The 17,557-nt window shown below is 54.3% G+C and carries 18 protein-coding genes; 14 read left to right on the top strand and 4 right to left on the bottom strand.

The genetic code is table 11. The features are described from left to right. Positions 1-75: 75 nt before the first annotated feature. Positions 76-2,097: an NADPH-dependent 2,4-dienoyl-CoA reductase gene (locus N1249_RS19340; RefSeq protein ID WP_259832147.1), complete on the top strand. Its 2,022-nt coding sequence runs from the start codon at positions 76-78 to the stop codon at positions 2,095-2,097. Positions 2,098-2,179: 82 nt separating this feature from the next. On the opposite strand, the gene rlmG is transcribed toward N1249_RS19340, so the two are convergent. After that, entirely contained in the window at positions 2,180-3,316 is a 1,137-nt protein-coding gene (rlmG, locus tag N1249_RS19345) for a 23S rRNA (guanine(1835)-N(2))-methyltransferase RlmG (RefSeq protein ID WP_259832149.1), read from the bottom strand. 85 nt (positions 3,317-3,401) lie between these two features. Here rlmG and N1249_RS19350 point away from each other — a divergent pair, with 85 nt between their 5' ends. The 4 genes from N1249_RS19350 to sstT all read left to right on the top strand — a co-directional run bounded on the left by N1249_RS19350 (position 3,402) and on the right by sstT (position 7,640). Continuing rightward, entirely contained in the window at positions 3,402-3,905 is a 504-nt protein-coding gene (locus tag N1249_RS19350) for a YgjP-like metallopeptidase domain-containing protein (RefSeq protein WP_259832151.1), read from the top strand. 70 nt (positions 3,906-3,975) lie between these two features. Then, on the top strand, positions 3,976-4,974 hold the full coding sequence (locus N1249_RS19355; protein WP_259832152.1) for a Gfo/Idh/MocA family protein: 999 nt from the start codon (positions 3,976-3,978) through the stop codon (positions 4,972-4,974). Positions 4,975-5,224: 250 nt separating this feature from the next. Next, positions 5,225-6,190 (top strand): TerC family protein, encoded by a 966-nt coding sequence (locus N1249_RS19360; protein WP_259832153.1) that lies wholly within the window; start codon positions 5,225-5,227, stop codon positions 6,188-6,190. A 208-nt stretch (positions 6,191-6,398) separates the two neighbouring features. Further along, positions 6,399-7,640 (top strand): serine/threonine transporter SstT, encoded by a 1,242-nt coding sequence (sstT, locus tag N1249_RS19365; RefSeq protein WP_259832159.1) that lies wholly within the window; start codon positions 6,399-6,401, stop codon positions 7,638-7,640. 16 nt (positions 7,641-7,656) lie between these two features. Here sstT and N1249_RS19370 read toward each other — a convergent pair whose 3' ends face one another. The 3 genes from N1249_RS19370 to uxaC all read right to left on the bottom strand — a co-directional run bounded on the left by N1249_RS19370 (position 7,657) and on the right by uxaC (position 11,207). After that, the gene (locus N1249_RS19370) at positions 7,657-8,211 is read right to left on the bottom strand and encodes a YgjV family protein (RefSeq protein WP_259832160.1); all 555 of its coding nucleotides are present in this window, start codon (positions 8,209-8,211) and stop codon (positions 7,657-7,659) included. A gap of 78 nt (positions 8,212-8,289) precedes the next feature. Then, the gene (locus tag N1249_RS19375; RefSeq protein WP_259832161.1) at positions 8,290-9,777 is read right to left on the bottom strand and encodes a UxaA family hydrolase; all 1,488 of its coding nucleotides are present in this window, start codon (positions 9,775-9,777) and stop codon (positions 8,290-8,292) included. A gap of 17 nt (positions 9,778-9,794) precedes the next feature. Next, entirely contained in the window at positions 9,795-11,207 is a 1,413-nt protein-coding gene (gene uxaC / locus N1249_RS19380) for a glucuronate isomerase (protein WP_259832162.1), read from the bottom strand. A gap of 477 nt (positions 11,208-11,684) precedes the next feature. Between uxaC and N1249_RS19385 the strand changes: the two genes are divergently transcribed. The 9 genes from N1249_RS19385 to N1249_RS19425 all read left to right on the top strand — a co-directional run bounded on the left by N1249_RS19385 (position 11,685) and on the right by N1249_RS19425 (position 17,536). Then, positions 11,685-12,983 (top strand): MFS transporter, encoded by a 1,299-nt coding sequence (locus N1249_RS19385; RefSeq protein ID WP_259832163.1) that lies wholly within the window; start codon positions 11,685-11,687, stop codon positions 12,981-12,983. A 188-nt stretch (positions 12,984-13,171) separates the two neighbouring features. Next, a complete protein-coding gene (gene exuR / locus N1249_RS19390) occupies positions 13,172-13,948 on the top strand; it encodes a transcriptional regulator ExuR (protein WP_014071843.1) in 777 nt (258 codons plus the stop codon). A gap of 343 nt (positions 13,949-14,291) precedes the next feature. Further along, positions 14,292-14,954 (top strand): DedA family general envelope maintenance protein YqjA, encoded by a 663-nt coding sequence (gene yqjA / locus N1249_RS19395; protein WP_259832166.1) that lies wholly within the window; start codon positions 14,292-14,294, stop codon positions 14,952-14,954. A 2-nt stretch (positions 14,955-14,956) separates the two neighbouring features. Continuing rightward, the gene (mzrA, locus tag N1249_RS19400) at positions 14,957-15,340 is read left to right on the top strand and encodes an EnvZ/OmpR regulon moderator MzrA (protein ID WP_259832168.1); all 384 of its coding nucleotides are present in this window, start codon (positions 14,957-14,959) and stop codon (positions 15,338-15,340) included. A gap of 153 nt (positions 15,341-15,493) precedes the next feature. Continuing rightward, positions 15,494-15,862, top strand: coding sequence for a DUF1090 domain-containing protein (locus tag N1249_RS19405; RefSeq protein WP_259832171.1), 369 nt, complete (start codon positions 15,494-15,496; stop codon positions 15,860-15,862). 28 nt (positions 15,863-15,890) lie between these two features. Continuing rightward, positions 15,891-16,196 carry a YqjD family protein gene (locus N1249_RS19410; protein WP_014071847.1) on the top strand — a complete coding sequence of 102 codons (306 nt, stop codon included), beginning with the start codon at positions 15,891-15,893 and terminating at the stop codon, positions 16,194-16,196. 2 nt (positions 16,197-16,198) lie between these two features. Beyond that, positions 16,199-16,597, top strand: a complete 399-nt coding sequence (locus N1249_RS19415; RefSeq protein ID WP_259832172.1) for a phage holin family protein — start codon at positions 16,199-16,201, stop codon at positions 16,595-16,597. Then, a complete protein-coding gene (locus N1249_RS19420) occupies positions 16,594-16,890 on the top strand; it encodes a YqjK-like family protein (RefSeq protein WP_259832175.1) in 297 nt (98 codons plus the stop codon). Before N1249_RS19415 ends, N1249_RS19420 begins: the two co-directional genes overlap by 4 nt. 253 nt (positions 16,891-17,143) lie before the next feature. Continuing rightward, entirely contained in the window at positions 17,144-17,536 is a 393-nt protein-coding gene (locus N1249_RS19425; protein ID WP_014071850.1) for a DoxX family protein, read from the top strand. Positions 17,537-17,557: the final 21 nt, after the last annotated feature.

The raw sequence follows: 17,557 nt of genomic DNA on the forward strand, positions 1-17,557 counted from the left end.
TTACCTTTCCGCTGCCGCTGGCTAAATTAGTAACTCATCCGACCACATAACAATAATTTTACACTGGAAGAGAGTATGAGCCGCTACCCGTCGTTATTCGCCCCCCTCGATCTGGGGTTCACAACGCTCAAAAACCGCGTGTTGATGGGCTCGATGCATACCGGTCTGGAAGAACATCCCGACGGCGCTGAGCGCCTGGCTGCGTTCTACGCCGAACGTGCGCGCCATGGTGTGGCGCTGATTGTCACCGGTGGCGTGGCGCCCGCCCCATCGGGTGTGGGTATGGAAGGCGGAGCCGTGCTGAACGATGCGTCACAGCTGGCGCATCACCGCATTGTGACCGATGCGGTTCACAACGAGGGCGGGAAGATCGCCCTGCAAATTCTGCATACGGGCCGCTACAGCTACCAGCCGAAACTGGTGGCGCCCTCGGCCATTCAGGCCCCCATCAACCGTTTCAAACCGCACGCCCTTAGCCACGACGAGATCCTGACGCTGATTGACGACTTCGCCCGCTGCGCCGCACTGGCGCGGGAAGCAGGCTACGACGGCGTGGAAGTGATGGGCTCTGAAGGGTATCTGATTAACGAATTCCTGGCGGCCCGCACTAACCAGCGCGACGACGAATGGGGTGGCGATTACGCGCGCCGGATGCGTTTTGCCATCGAAGTGGTACGCGCCGTGCGTGAACGTGCGGGCGCTGATTTTATCATCGTCTTCCGCCTGTCGATGCTCGACCTGGTTGAAGGCGGCGGGACGTTTGACGAAACCGTACGGCTGGCCCAGGCCATTGAAGCGGCAGGCGCAACCATAATCAACACCGGGATCGGCTGGCACGAGGCGCGAATTCCCACCATCGCCACGCCGGTACCCCGTGCGGCATTCAGTTGGGTGACGCGCAAGCTGAAAGGCAAAGTGTCGATCCCACTGGTAACCACCAACCGTATTAACGATCCGCAGGTGGCTGACGATGTGATCTCGCGGGGCGATGCCGATATGGTATCGATGGCGCGTCCGTTCCTGGCCGATGCCGAACTGCTGTCCAAAGCACAAAGTGGCCGCGCAGATGAGATTAACACCTGTATCGGCTGTAACCAGGCCTGTCTGGATCAGATCTTTGTTGGCAAAGTCACCTCGTGCCTGGTCAACCCGCGCGCCTGCCACGAAACCAAAATGCCGGTGATCCCGACGAGTAACAAGAAGCGTCTGGCGGTGGTTGGCGCAGGTCCTGCGGGGCTGGCATTTGCCGTCAATGCCGCTTCACGCGGGCACAGCGTGACGCTGTTTGATGCGGCCAGTGAGATTGGCGGGCAGTTTAATATCGCCAAACAGATCCCCGGCAAAGAGGAGTTCTACGAAACCCTGCGTTATTACCGCCGGATGATCGCCCTGACAGGCGTGGATCTGCGATTAAACCAGTTTGTGAATGCCGCGGATCTGGCTGGTTTCGATGAGGTGATCCTGGCAAGCGGGATCGCCCCACGCCTGCCTGCGATCGAGGGGATTGATCACCCTAAGGTGCTGAGCTACCTCGACGTATTGCGTGATAAAACCCCGGTTGGGGAGAGCGTTGCCATTATCGGCTGCGGCGGGATCGGCTTTGATACAGCAATGTATTTAAGCCAGCCGGGTGAAACCACCAGCCAGAACATTGCCGAGTTTTGTGTGGAATGGGGTATCGACACCAGCCTGAATCAGTCAGGCGGTTTGCGACCAGAAGGCCCACAGCTGCCGAAAAGCCCGCGCCAGATTGTGATGTTGCAACGTAAAGCCAGTAAACCAGGCGAAGGGCTGGGCAAAACGACGGGCTGGATCCACCGCGCCACGCTGTTGTCGCGCGGCGTGAAAATGATCCCGGCGGTCAGTTATCAGAAGATCGACGACGAGGGCCTGCACGTGCTGATCGGCGGTGAACCGCAGCTGCTGCGCGTGGACAACATCATTTTATGTGCCGGTCAGGAGCCGAAACGCGATCTGGCCGATCCGCTGCGTGAGGCAGGTAAAACGGTGCATTTGATTGGCGGGTGTGATGTGGCGATGGAGCTGGATGCACGACGTGCGATTGCGCAGGGGACGAAGTTAGCTCTGGCGATCTAGGGCATTGCCCGGTGGCGCTGCGCTTACCGGGCCTACAAAACAGTAGGCCTGTGCAAGCGAAGCGCCGCCAGGCAAAACAATCTTAACGACGACGACCCAGCTTAACCGCTTTCAGCACCACGAACTTGTTGTTGGTGGCAATGGTGGTGCAGTTACCGAAAATCTTCTTCAGCTTGTGGAAGTAGTCCAGGTGGCGGTTCGCCACGATATACAGCTCACCGTTAATTTTCAGACAACGACGCGCATGGTGGAACATCTCCCAGGCGACGTTATCGGTCAGGGCATGTTTCTGGTGGAACGGCGGGTTACACAGCACCGCGTTGAAGCGGAAAGGCTCCACGCCTGACAGCGCGTTGTTAATCATAAACTCGCAGCGATCCAGCGCCTCTGGCATGTTGGTTTCCACGTTCAGACGGCTGGACGCTACCGCCATTGGCGATTCATCGCTAAACACCACGCTGGCTTCCGGGTTCTTCGCCAGCAGCGTCAGGCCAATCACCCCGTTACCACAGCCCAGATCGACAATCTCACCTTCCAGATTTTCCGGCAGATGTTCCATAAAGAAACGCGCGCCGATATCCAGACCGGTGCGGGAGAAGACGTTAGCATGGTTGTGGATGGTCCAGTCGGTTCCTTCCAGTTTCCAGCTCAGCGTTTCTGGCGCGTCAGCCAGTTCAGGCGCACTGAAGGTACAGTTGATGAGACGCGCTTTTTTCCACGCCAGCGTGGTGGTGGTTGGGCCGAGCACTTTCTCGAACAATTCCAGCGTCGAGGTGTGAATATCACGCGCTTTAGCACCCGCGATAATACGGGTTTCCGGGGTGACGACTTTACGCAGCGCGCGCAGCTGTTGTTCCAGCAACGCCATGGTTTTCGGCACTTTGATCAGCACCACACCCGGCGCCTGCGGGTAATCCGCAGTGCTGTCCAGGAACTTCACGCTGGATTCTTCGAGGTCGTTGTGGCGCAGGTTTTCACGCGTCGCCAGCTCGCTTAAGTAGGAATCACCGATGCTGTAAGGGGTGTGTTCTGCCAGAGCACAGCCCAGCGCGCCAAACGCATCATTCAGGATCAGAACCGGGCCGCTGATTTCAGTGTCATCCAACTGTTGCAGCAGATATTCATCCGCCGCTTCCCACGCCATAAGCGGGTTGACGTCGTCCGTTTCCGGGAAACGTTTAAGGTTGAGTGAACGGAAACCGTTGTCTAAGTGGCTCATCGGCCCTCCTGAATGGTAAAATTTTGGCGTAATCCCTGAAAAGGGTGCGTGAGTATACCCGTTTTCTCATTATTTTGGGGTTTTGATGAACCAGCTGACTTATCTCCAGGGCTACCCGGAGCATTTACTTTCTCAGGTACGCAGCCTGATTGCTGAGCAAAAGCTGGGCGCGGTACTGGAAAAACGCTACCCAGGCACCCATGATTTCGCGACCGATAAAGCCCTCTGGCAGTATACGCAGGATCTGAAAAGCCGGTACCTGAAGAGTGCGCCGCCGATCAATAAGGTGATGTACGACAACAAGATCCACGTGCTGAAAAACGCGCTCGGCCTGCATACCGCTATCTCCCGCGTACAGGGCGGCAAGCTGAAGGCGAAAGCCGAGATCCGCGTGGCGACCGTGTTCCGCAACGCGCCGGAAGCGTTTCTGCGCATGATCGTAGTGCATGAACTGGCGCACCTGAAAGAGAAAGAGCACGATAAGGCGTTCTATTCCCTGTGCTGCCATATGGAGCCGCAGTACCACCAGCTCGAGTTTGATACCCGCCTGTGGCTTACGCATTTATCGTTAAATGGTAATGAGCAATAGCGCACTCGTTTTGTCATCATGACGTGCTACAGTGGCTAAAGGTTCCCAGCTACGGAGTACGTAAACGTTTATGATACGTTTCGCAGTCATTGGTACGAACTGGATCACACGCCAGTTCGTCGACGCCGCCCACGAAACCGGCAAATATAAGCTCACCGCAGTCTATTCCCGCAGCCTTGAGCAGGCGCAGGCCTTCGCGAATGATTACCTTGTCGAACACCTGTTCACCTCGCTCGATGAGATGGCGCAAAGTGATGCCATTGATGCGGTCTATATTGCCAGCCCAAACTCCCTGCACTTCCCGCAAACGAAGCTGTTCCTCAGCCATAAAAAACATGTGATTTGCGAGAAGCCGCTGGCCTCTAATATTGAGGAAGTGGAAGCCGCCATCGCCCTGGCGCGTGAAAATCAGGTGGTGCTGTTCGAAGCATTCAAAACTGCCAGCCTGCCAAACTTCCTGCTGTTGCAGCAGTCTCTGCCGAAGCTTGGCAACGTGCGTAAGGCTTTCATCAACTACTGCCAGTACTCTTCACGCTACCAGCGCTACCTGGACGGCGAGAACCCGAACACCTTTAATCCGGCCTTCTCGAACGGGTCGATTATGGATATCGGCTTTTACTGCCTGGCCTCGGCGGTGGCGTTGTGGGGCGAGCCGCACGGCGTAACTGCCACCGCCAGCCTGCTGGATAGCGGCGTGGATGCACACGGTGTCGTGGTGCTGGATTACGGTGATTTCAGCGTTACGCTGCAACACTCTAAAGTCAGTGATTCGGTGCTGCCGAGCGAAATTCAGGGTGAAGCCGGATCGCTGGTGATTGAGAAGATCTCCGAGTGTCAGAAACTGAGCTTCGTGCCGCGCGGCGGGAAAGCGCAAGAGCTGACGCAACCACAGCATATTAACACTATGCTCTATGAGGCAGAGGTCTTTGCACGCCTGGTAGAAAACAATGAAGTGAATCACCCTGGGCTTTCGGTCAGCCGCACTACGGCGAAGCTGCAAACGGAGATCCGCCGTCAGACTGGCGTGGTGTTCCCGGCAGACGATGTGAGCGAAAAAGCGATCGCGTAAAGCTGTGTAATGAAACCGTGCAGACCATTGACGAAACCAATGGTCTGACATATTTTGTTACCTGCAAAGGGGAGTAACTTCTTCGCTGGTGGATCGTCATTACGATGCGTTAAACACGCATCCGGTCGCCGGGCAACCCTCGTGGTTGTAAGTGAGACCTTGCCGGAAGGCGAGGTCTATGCATAAAAAGCTAACGGCTATCGTCTTCTGACCATAGCCGTTTTTGTTTTTTATGTGTAAGGAAAATAGTATGCATTCTGTCGGCACTCCAATGTTGTGGGGCGGATTCGCGGTTGTCGTGCTCATCATGCTGGCAATCGACCTCTTTTTGCAGGGCCGTCGCGGCGCGCACGGCATGAGCATCAAACAGGCTGCGGCCTGGTCGCTGGTGTGGGTTACCCTCTCCCTGCTGTTCTGTGCCGCCTTCTGGTGGTATCTGGCCTCAACCGAAGGCCGCGCGGTTGCCGACCCTCAGGCGCTGGCCTTCCTCACAGGCTATCTGATTGAAAAAGCCCTGGCGGTGGATAACGTCTTCGTCTGGCTGATGCTGTTCAGCTACTTCGCCGTACCTGCCGCATTGCAACGCCGCGTACTGGTATACGGCGTGCTGGGGGCGATCGTTCTGCGTACCATCATGATCTTTGCTGGTAGCTGGCTGATAACCCAGTTCGAATGGCTGCTGTATGTCTTCGGGGCCTTCCTGCTGTTCACCGGGATCAAAATGGCGCTGGCGAAAGAGGACGGCTCCGCCATTGGCGATCGTCCGCTGGTGAAGTGGATCCGTGGGCATCTGCGCATGACGGACAAGATCGAGAGCGAACACTTCTTCGTGCGTAAAAATGGCCTGATGTTTGCCACTCCGCTACTGCTGGTGCTGATTCTGGTTGAGCTGAGCGACGTTATCTTCGCGGTAGACAGTATTCCGGCGATCTTCGCCGTGACCACTGACCCGTTCATTGTGCTGACCTCTAACCTGTTCGCGATCCTCGGCCTGCGTGCGATGTACTTCCTGCTGGCAGGCGCGGCGGAACGTTTCTCAATGCTGAAATACGGTCTGTCGGTGATCCTGGTGTTTATCGGTATCAAGATGCTGATTGTCGATTTCTACCATATCCCGATCGCCATTTCGCTTGGCGTGGTGTTTGGCATTCTGATCGTGACGCTGATTATCAACACCTGGGTTAACCGCCAGCACGATAAGAAGCAGCAGGTGTAGTGGTTTTGCCGGGTGGTACAGCGCCACCCGGCACTTTCGTTAATCAATAGTTAAAAAACATGACGCAACACGTAAAATCCAGCATTTTACGCTTCCCTCCCCTGCCACTTTCCCTATACTCGACCAGGCAAACATTTACTTACATCCGGACATAAATGTGACTTAGAGCACATCCGGGATGGAACGCAATTTCACTTAAGGAATCTCCATGACCACATCATCATCTGGACTGTTTGCGCGCCTGTCGCGTGGCAGCCTTGTTAAACAAATACTGGTTGGCCTGGTGCTGGGTGTTGCGCTGGCACTGATCTCTAAACCCGCCGCAGAGGCCACCGGCCTGCTCGGTACCCTGTTCGTCGGCGCGTTGAAAGCCGTTGCGCCGATTCTGGTCCTGACCCTGGTGATGGCTTCCATCGCCAACCATCAGCAGGGACAAAAAACCAATATCCGCCCAATCCTGTGGATGTACCTGTTAGGTACTTTCTCGGCGGCGCTGACTGCGGTCGTCGTCAGTTTCATCTTCCCTTCAACGCTTCAGTTAACGACCGGCGCAACCGATGTTACGCCGCCTGCGGGTATCGTTGAGGTGATGCACGGTCTGTTGATGAGCGTCGTGGCTAACCCTATCCATGCCCTGATTAACGCTAACTACATCGGCATTCTGGTGTGGGCAGTCGGTCTTGGCTTTGCCCTGCGTCACAGCAATGACACCACCAAAAACCTGATTAACGATGTGTCCAATGCCGTGACCTTTATCGTGACGCTGGTGATCCGCTTTGCCCCGATTGGTATTTTTGGCCTGGTATCCTCAACGTTTGCAACCACCGGTTTTGGCGCACTGTGGGGTTATGCCCAGCTGCTGCTGGTGCTGATTGGCTGTATGGCCGTGGTGGCGCTGGTGATTAACCCGCTGCTGGTGTTCTTACAGACGCGCCGTAACCCTTATCCGCTGGTGTTGATGTGCCTGCGTGAGAGCGGCGTCACCGCCTTCTTTACCCGCAGCTCAGCCGCGAATATTCCGGTAAACATGTCGCTGTGTGAAAAACTGAATCTGGACCGTGATACTTACTCGGTGTCGATCCCACTGGGTGCGACCGTCAATATGGCGGGCGCGGCAATCACCATCACGGTTCTGACCCTGGCGGCAGTCCATACGCTGGGTATTCCGGTAGATTTACCGACGGCACTGCTGTTGAGCGTGGTGGCTGCACTTTGCGCGTGCGGGGCTTCTGGCGTGGCGGGTGGTTCGCTGCTGCTGATCCCGCTGGCCTGTAATATGTTTGGCATTCCGAACGAGATTGCCATGCAGGTTGTCGCCGTTGGTTTCATCATTGGCGTGTTGCAGGACTCCTGCGAAACCGCGATCAACTCCTCCACCGATGTGATGTTTACCGCGGCCGTATGTCAGGCGGAAGACGCACGCTTAGCGAAAAATGCCCTGCGTAACTAATCTGTCAGCCCTTCCGTCAGCGGACGGAGGGGCTCTCTTCCTGCACCTGGTTTTCCACTTTAAACGGATCGATACCGCGCTGCTGCATTCGCCAGAAACGAATGATGTTCAGCCCGTTCATGATGAGAAAACTGCCTTCAATTAATGTCCCGCCAATCGACCCAAGCCAGAAGTTGTGGATCACCCAGCAACAGGTTGAACACCAGATCACACAGCGCATCGTCAGGCCTTTACTGCGAAACAGCGCCCAGGTACTGACAATGGTGCCAATCACCGGTAGCAGCTCTACCGGATGATGAAACTTCGCCAGCCCGATTCCCCCGGTCAGCACAATAAACACCGCCATCACCCACAGGCTGCGGGTGCGCAACGTAATGAGCGTACGCACGGTGTTGAGCATGGCGCTTGAGCCTGCCGGAAATGCGCCCATCAGAAAGAAGTGCACGCCGATAACAGCACTGTAAACCGAAAGCTGGATTTTGAATTTCCGCTCGTCGCGATTGATAAAGGTGGTGATACCAATCAGAAAGGCGATGACGCCAACGCCCTGGGCCAGCCAATACGCGCTCATGAAGGAGTCCTGTGTTCAGGCAAAAAGAAACGGCGCTTCATTATATGAAACGCCGTTTCGGATTTAAAGCATAATGACTTACAGCGTGACGCCGCTTTTGAATATCGCCAGCTCGCGGAAGTCGTTTTTCTCGTTACAGGTCTGCTTGCCGTTAGCGAAGTCCACAATGGTATCAACGAATTCGTTCAGCAGCTGCGGCATTGCTTTGCCATGGATCAGCTGGCCGGCATCGAAGTCGATCCAGTGTTTTTTCTTCGCCGCCAGCTCGCTGTTGGTGGCAATTTTCACCGTTGGCACAAAGCCACCGTACGGTGTACCGCGGCCAGTACTGAACAGCACCATGTGACAGCCTGCTCCGGCCAGCGCGCTGGTTGCTACCGCATCGTTACCCGGTGCGCTAAGCAGGTTCAGACCGTGGGTTTTCAGGCGTTCGCCATAGCGCAGCACGTCAACCACCTGGCTTGCCCCTGCTTTCTGGGTACAGCCGAGCGATTTTTCTTCCAGCGTGGTGATCCCGCCCGCTTTGTTGCCCGGCGATGGGTTCTCGTAAATCGGCTGGTTGTGCGCAATGAAGTACTGTTTGAAGTCGTTCACCATGGTGACGGTTTTTTCAAACGTCTCTTCGTCGCGGCAATGGCTCATCAGAATACGTTCAGCACCAAACATTTCTGGCACTTCGGTCAGCACGGTGGTGCCACCGTTGGCGATCATGTAATCCGAGAAGCGGCCCAGCATTGGGTTCGCAGTGATACCGGACAGGCCATCAGATCCGCCGCACTCAAGCCCGAATTTCAGCTCGCTCAGTTTGCCTGGTTCGCGTTTGTCGTGGCGCATCACTTCATACAGCTGATGCAGCTGCTCAAGCCCTGCTTCCACTTCATCGTCCTGGTGCTGGCACACCATAAAGTGCACGCGCTCAGGATCAAACTCGCCCAGCGTTTCGCGGAAGGCATCCACCTGGTTGTTTTCACACCCCAGGCCAATCACCAGTACCGCGCCCGCATTCGGGTGGCGTACCATGTTTTGCAGCATGGTACGGGTATTAATATGATCGTCGCCTAACTGTGAACACCCGTAGGTATGGCTAAACAGGTGCACACCATCGGTGCCTTCGGCATCGTTGGTTTCTTTCAGGAAACGCGTCTGGATTTGCCGCGCGATCCCGTTAACACAGCCCACCGTCGGGAGGATCCACAGTTCATTGCGGATCCCCACGTCACCGTTGGCACGGCGGTAAATCTGTACGTCGCGATCTGCCGCCTGCCCGATGTCCGCCGGGGATTCAGGTTGATAGCTATACTCGTCCAGATCGCTCAGATTGGTGCGGGTATTGTGGGAATGAATATGTTCACCCGGCGCAATATCCGCCAGCGCATGACCAATAGGCAAACCGTACTTCACGACGTTTTCACCTTTCGCGATAGGACGTATGGCAAATTTGTGCCCACGTGATATCGCCTGACGCAACGTGACGGTCTCATTTTCAACAGTCACGTCGGTACCTTCGGTCAGATCCGCCAGTGCTACGACAACGTTATCCAGCGAATGGATTTTGATGTATTGCATATCAACCTCAAACGGCCTTAGTTCAGTTCAATGGCGAAGTAGTCACGCGCATTGTTAAAGCAGATGTTTTTCACCATTTCGCCCAGCAGCTGAATATCCGCCGGTGCTTCACCCGCAGCCACCCAACGGCCAATCATCTGGCACAGAATGCGGCGGAAATATTCGTGACGGGTATAGGACAGGAAGCTGCGGCTGTCGGTCAGCATCCCGACAAAACGGCTTAACAGACCCAGTTGCGCCAGTTGCGTCATCTGACGCTCCATGCCGTCTTTCTGGTCGTTGAACCACCAGCCGGAACCGAACTGCATCTTGCCTGGCATCCCTTCGCCCTGGAAGTTACCGATCATGGTGCCCAGCACTTCGTTATCGCGCGGGTTCAGGCAGTACAGGATGGTTTTAGGCAGCAGATTCTGTTCGTTCTGTTTGCTCAGCAGTTTGGACAGCTCTTCCGCCAGCGGACGGTCGTTGATGGAGTCAAAGCCCACATCCGCGCCCAGCAGTTTGAACTGACGCAGGTTGTTATTACGCAGCGCGCCAATGTGATACTGCTGAACCCAACCGCGACGGGCATATTCTGCGCCGAGGAACACCAGTACCGCTGTTTTAAACTGAGCCACTTCGTGCTCGCTTAATGTCTCACCGGACAGACGACGCGCCAGGATGCTATCCAGCTCGGCTTCGTTTGACTCCGCGAACAGCACCACATCAAGCGCGTGGTCAGACACCTTACAGCCGTGTGCAGCAAAGTGATCCAGACGTTTGGTCAGGGCCGTTTGCAGGTCAGTGAAACGACGAATGTCGGTATCAGACACTTCCGCCAGCTTCGCCATGTAGTCGTTGAAGGTTGCCAGTTCAATGTTGAACGCTTTATCCGGGCGCCAGCTTGGCAGCACTTTGATATCGAAAGAGGTGTCTTTCGCCACAACGGCGTGATGCTCCAGTGAGTCGATTGGATCGTCAGTAGTACCTACCATCTTCACGTTCATCTGTTTCATGATGCCGCGTGCGGAAAACTTATCCTGCGCCAGCAGTTCGTTGCACTGGTTCCAGATTTCATCCGCCGTGGTTGGGGAGAGCAGTTTGCCGGTGATACCAAACGGACGACGCAGCTCGAGGTGCGTCCAGTGGTATAACGGGTTGCCGATGGTGTGCGGCACGGTCGCTGCCCATGCGTCAAACTTCTCGCGGTCAGTCGCGTCGCCGGTACACAGGCGCTCAGCCACACCATTGGTGCGCATTGCGCGCCATTTGTAGTGGTCACCCTTCAGCCAGATGTCATACAGGTTTTTGAAACGATAATTTTCGGCAACCTGCTGCGGTGGTAAATGGCAGTGATAGTCGAAAATTGGCTGGTCTTTTGCGTAGTCGTGGTACAGCCGGCGAGCAAATTCAGTATCTAGCAGAAAATCTTCAGTCATAAACGGAGTCATTTATCGTCTTCCTCTTAACGAGTGCGTCAAAAAGCTTATGTTCAGATGCTGCAAAGTTATCACACCAATTTCCAGAGGCCGAAGTTTTTTTCGTGAGTTAGATCAATAAACGTCAACAAATAAAATACCCTCAACGGAGTAAACCCTCTCGCAGCCCGCGCCGTATCTGGCTTTGCGTGCAGAAGATAATGTCCCTACAAAGAATCACACTTTTGTGATGTCACTCACCTTTTAAAGTTGTATGACAAGTTATCTTTTCGCCGTCGCAAACAATTAGCCGACGGAATGCATTACTGGTGTGAAAAGCATCGGATTTAACGGTACGGATACCGACTTATGCACGATTACTTATGGCAAGGTTCGGGCCGTTCCGGGAAATTATCCCGGTTACGCCCCTCCCGTTACACAACAGCTCCCGGCAACGGTTGAGAGGTTGCCGTGCTCCGGCACGGAAATAACATAACGATGAGGTTTTACATGCGTAAAATTAAAGGGTTACGTTGGTACATGATTGCACTGGTGACGTTGGGCACCGTGCTGGGCTACCTGACACGTAACACCGTGGCAGCAGCGGCTCCTACGTTGATGGAAGAATTGCATATCTCCACACAGCAATACTCTTACATCATTGCTGCTTACTCCGCGGCTTACACCGTAATGCAGCCTGTAGCAGGTTATGTTCTTGATATTCTGGGTACTAAAATCGGTTATGCGTTCTTCGCTGTTGCATGGGCGATTTTCTGCGGTGCAACAGCACTGGCAGGCAGCTGGGGCGGTCTGGCACTGGCGCGCGGTGCGGTAGGTGCAGCAGAAGCCGCCATGATCCCGGCAGGCCTGAAAGCCAGCTCCGAGTGGTTCCCGGCAAAAGAACGTTCTATTGCTGTCGGTTACTTTAACGTCGGTTCTTCTATTGGCGCGATGATTGCTCCGCCACTGGTAGTCTGGGCTATCGTGATGCACAGCTGGCAGATGGCGTTCATCATCTCTGGTGTACTGAGCTTTGCATGGGCAATGGCGTGGCTGATTTTCTATAAACACCCACGTGACCAGAAAAAACTGTCTACTGAAGAACGTGATTACATCATTGGCGGTCAGGAATCTCAGCACCAGACTAACAACGGCAAAAAAATGTCTGTCTGGCAGATTCTGGGCACCCGTCAGTTCTGGGGTATCGCACTGCCACGCTTCCTGGCAGAACCAGCCTGGGGTACGTTTAACGCCTGGATCCCACTGTTCATGTTTAAAGTGTATGGCTTTAACCTGAAAGAGATCGCGATGTTCGCCTGGATGCCAATGCTGTTCGCTGACCTGGGTTGTATCGTGGGGGGTTACCTGCCACCTCTGTTCCAGCGCTGGTTTGGTGTGAACCTGATTGTCTCCCGAAAAATGGTGGTTACCATGGGCGCGCTGCTGATGATTGGCCCAGGTATGATCGGCCTGTTCACCAGCCCATACGTAGCAATTGGTCTTCTTTGTATTGGTGGCTTTGCTCACCAGTCCCTGTCTGGCGCACTGATTACGCTCTCATCAGACGTCTTTGGTCGTAACGAAGTTGCTACCGCAAACGGCCTGACCGGTATGGCCGCCTGGACTGCAAGTACCCTGTTTGCTCTGGTGGTTGGTGCACTGGCTGACACTATCGGCTTTAGCCCACTGTTCGCTGTGCTGGCTATCTTCGACCTGCTGGGTGCGGTGGTTATCTGGACGGTGCTGAAAAGCAAATCGGCAGAGGAGCTACAAAAAGAGTCCGTTGGGGGACCCGCAACGCAAAATTAGCGGTGATGCAGTTGTGCCGGGTGGCGGCTTCGCCTTACCCGGCCTACAAAACCCGTAGGCCCGCGCAAGCGAAGCGCCGCCGGGCATTTAAAGGCCGCTCAGTTGCGGCTTTTTTCATGGCGAAATCTGGAGACTGGCTCGCAAAAGTGGTATAACAAATAATCCGTCGTACCCTGCCTGGAGCGCATATGGAAATCACCGAATCACGTCGTTTATATCAGCAACTTGCTGCCGAGCTGAAAGATCGCATCGAGCAAGGTGTCTATCTTGTCGGTGATAAACTCCCCGCTGAGCGCTTTATTGCTGATGAAAAAAGCGTGAGCCGCACGGTGGTGCGTGAAGCAATCATCATGCTGGAAGTCGAAGGCTATGTTGAGGTACGCAAAGGCTCCGGTATTCATGTGATTTCCAACCAGCCAAAACACTCCCCGGTGCCGGACGAAAGTCTGGAGTTCGCCAGCTACGGGCCGTTTGAGCTGCTTCAGGCGCGTCAGCTGATCGAAAGTAATATTGCCGAATTTGCCGCCACACAGGTGACCAAGCAGGACATCATGAAGCTGATGGAAATTCAGGAGAATGCGCGTAAGGAAAAATGCTTCCGCGATTCAGAATGGGATTTGCAGTTCCATGTTCAGGTTGCGCTGGCTACGCAAAACACCGCCCTGGCGGCAATTGTTGAAAAAATGTGGACTCAGCGCGTTCACAACCCGTACTGGAAGAAACTGCACGATCACATCGATTTGCGCACCGTGGATAACTGGTGTGACGACCACGACCAAATTCTTAAAGCGCTGATTCGTAAAGACCCGCACGCGGCAAAACTGGCCATGTGGCAGCACCTGGAAAATACCAAGCAGATGCTGTTTAACGAAACCAGTGATGACTTCGAATTTAACGCCGATCGCTATCTTTTTGCTGATAATCCTGTCGTTCACCTCGATACGGCAGCCAATCTCGCAAAATAGTTTCCCTTTCCGCTGGCAGGCGCTTCGCTGCGCCTTCCGGCGCAGGTGGGTAAGCAAAACATATATAGTGTCAGCCTTTGTAAATCCCCTCGCTCACCTTCATGGCTTAAGCCAAAATCACTCCGCCCCATGCAAAATCTGTGACGCAGAACGTTGGGCTTTGTTACAATTGGATTCAATTTGCTTTCTTGTAAGTTAGTGCTTGCTAACCAGCCATTTAACAGGGAACAGTTCTGGCCACCACAATGTGTCCGCGAGCGACCATAATGAAATCATAAAAATGTCGCCGTACTGTTTTTCCCGGATAACAGGCGTGACGTTAACCGATTTCCAGGAACACTGAATGGAACTTTTGACCCAACTACTACATGCCTTATGGGCCCAGGACTTCGAAACGCTGGCCAATCCGTCCATGATTGGGATGCTCTATTTCGTTTTGTTTATGATCCTGTTTCTTGAAAATGGATTGCTTCCTGCCGCCTTCCTGCCTGGCGACAGTCTGTTAGTGTTGGTCGGCGTGCTTTGTGCCAAAGGCGCAATGGCATTCCCCCAGACCGTCCTGTTATTAACCATTGCTGCAAGCCTCGGCTGCTGGGTGAGCTATATCCAGGGACGATGGCTGGGTAATACGCGCATCGTGCAAAACTGGCTTTCGCATCTGCCGGCGCATTACCACCAGCGGGCGCACCACCTGTTCCACAAACATGGGCTTTCAGCGCTGCTGATTGGCCGCTTCATTGCGTTTGTGCGCACCTTATTGCCAACCATCGCCGGGCTCTCCGGCCTGAGCAGCGCACGCTTCCAGTTCTTTAACTGGATGAGTGGCCTGCTGTGGGTACTGATCCTGACAACGTTAGGCTATGCACTTGGCAAAACGCCTGTGTTTATGAAATATGAAGACCAGTTAATGTCCTGCCTGATGCTGCTGCCGGTTGTGCTGCTGGTCTTTGGTCTGGTCGGTTCGCTGGTTGTCCTGTGGAAGAAAAAATACGGGGCCAAGGGCTAACGATGGTCATTTCACCGTTATCCCTGCGCCGCTTGTCTTACGCATTGATTGTGCTGGTATTCATCAGCGCGATGCTGCTGGTATGGACGGCGCTCCAGCACCAGGAATCCACACTGGCAATCCGGCCGGTGAATCAGGGAGCCAGCGTGCCAGACGGTTTTTCCATCTGGCATCACCTGGATGCAAACGGGATCCGCTTCAAGAGCATCACGCCACAAGATGATGTTTTACTGATTAAATTTGATTCCAGTGCGCAAAGCGCAGCAGCCAAAGCCGTGCTCGACAGAACGTTGCCGCACGGATACATCATTGCCCAGCAGGAAGATAACAGCCAGCCAGCAGCCTGGTTGTCTCTTCTGCGCGACACATCGCACCGGTTTGGATAATTTCCAGGATTCTGAATCTTTTCACTCACTTTGGTGATTACCCCGTTTACTTACTATGCTTAAGTACGCGGAGCATCATATCTATGTTCTCCGCATGACTTTGGACATCAGCACACTCCCCGGACGTGCTGCAAACAATGGAAGGTTCCAATAATGAAATACCGCATCGCCCTGGCTCTGGCCCTTTTTTCATTAAGCACAGCCTCTTTCGCCACCTCTCTGTGTCTGGAGAAGGAGAAAGACATTCAGCGTGAAATCAGTTATGCCGAAAAGCATAACAATCAGAACCGAATCAATGGCTTGAAAAAAGCGCTTAGCGAAGTGAAAGCTAACTGTTCCGACAAGGAGCTTCGCGCAAGCCACCAGAAGAAAATCACGGAGCAAAAGGAAGAAGTAGCAGAGCGCCGTCAGGATCTTCAGGAAGCGAAAGAGAAAGGGGATGCGGATAAAATTGCCAAACGCGAGAAGAAACTGAAAGAAGCGCAAGAAGAACTGAAAGCGCTGGAATCCCGCGATTATTGAGTTAACGGAAGTCTCACAGGAGAAAATCATGTCAAAAGATACTACGTCAGAAAACCTGCGCGCTGAGTTGAAATCCCTGGCGGATACCCTGGAAGAAGTGCTGAATTCCTCTACCGATAAATCAAAGGAAGAAGTCAGCAAGCTGCGCAGCAAAGCTGAGCAAGCATTGAAAGAGAGCCGTACCCGCCTGGGTGAAACCGGTGATGCGCTGGCGAAGCAGACCCGTGAAGCGGCAGCACGCGCTGATGAATACGTTCGCGATAACCCATGGACCGGTGTAGGCATTGGTGCCGCTGTTGGTGTGGTTCTGGGTGTCCTGCTCACGCGTCGTTGATTATGGAAGACAATCGTCATACTGAAGGTCCGGCAAAGAACATCATTGGCATCGGGCAGCGGATGTTAACCACCCTCGTCGGTATCGCTGAAACGCGCATTCGTCTGGCAGTGGTTGAACTGGAAGAAGAGAAAGCCAATATCTTCCAGATCCTGCTGATGCTAGGTCTTACCCTCCTCTTTGCCGCATTTGGCCTGATGAGCCTGCTGGTGCTGGTTATCTGGGTTGTCGATCCGCAGTATCGTCTTAACGCCATGATTGCGACCACCGTGGTGTTGCTGCTGGGTGCTGTGATAGGCGGTATCTGGACGCTGCGAAAAGCACGCAAATCCACGTTGCTGCGTCATACCCGCCAGGAGCTTGCCGCCGACCGCACGCTGCTGGAGGACGACAAACCATGAGCAGCAAAACCGAGCTCAGGCAGCGAAAAGCGTTTCTGTTAAGCCAGATCCAGCAGCAACGGCTGGATCTGTCCGCCAGTCGTCGTGACTGGGTGGATGCAACGCGCCCGCTGGATCGTGGCTGGAATACCTTCCTGAACCTGCGTTCATGGGTGCTGGTTGGTAGCAGCGTGATGGCAATCTGGGGTGTGCGCCATCCCAGCAAGCTGATTCGCTGGACGCGTCGCGGCTTTGGTGTCTGGAGCGCATGGCGTCTGGTGAAAGCAACGTTGCGGCAGCAGCAGTTACGCTAGCCTCCTCGCCGGGTGGCGGCTGTGCCTTACCCGGCCTACATTTTATCCGTAGGCCGGGTAAGCGCAGCGCCACCCGGCAAAAATCCCTCCCCACACTTACTCAATATCTTTGATAAAGATTGACAGTTTTCCTTGCTAACAATTGTCATTCGTCACGTTTATGATTCTCTCCATCGACAGCAAAGACGCGGTATCTACCCGAATTTGCACACAAATAAAGATCAGCCGCTCATGTGGTTTCCTGGAGAGTAAAATGAAAAAATTAGAAGATGTTGGTGTACTGGTAGCGCGTATCCTGATGCCAATTCTGTTCATCACCGCAGGTTGGGGCAAAATCACCGGTTATGCGGGTACACAACAGTATATGGAAGCAATGGGCGTGCCGGGGTTCCTGCTGCCACTGACCATTTTGCTTGAGTTCGGCGGCGGCCTGGCAGTACTGTTCGGCTTCCTGACCCGTACCACTGCACTGTTTACTGCGGGCTTCACCCTGCTGACAGCATTTATCTTCCACAGCAACTTTGCGGAAGGCGTGAACTCCCTGATGTTCATGAAAAACCTGACTATCGCTGGCGGCTTCCTGCTGTTGGCTGTGACCGGTCCAGGCGCATTCAGCATCGACCGCGTTCTGAATAAGAAGTGGTAAGCACGCTATACTGACTTAAAA

It is taken from the genome of Enterobacter sp. CP102 (assembly GCF_025152625.1).
Classification (GTDB): Bacteria; Pseudomonadota; Gammaproteobacteria; order Enterobacterales; family Enterobacteriaceae; genus Enterobacter; species Enterobacter soli.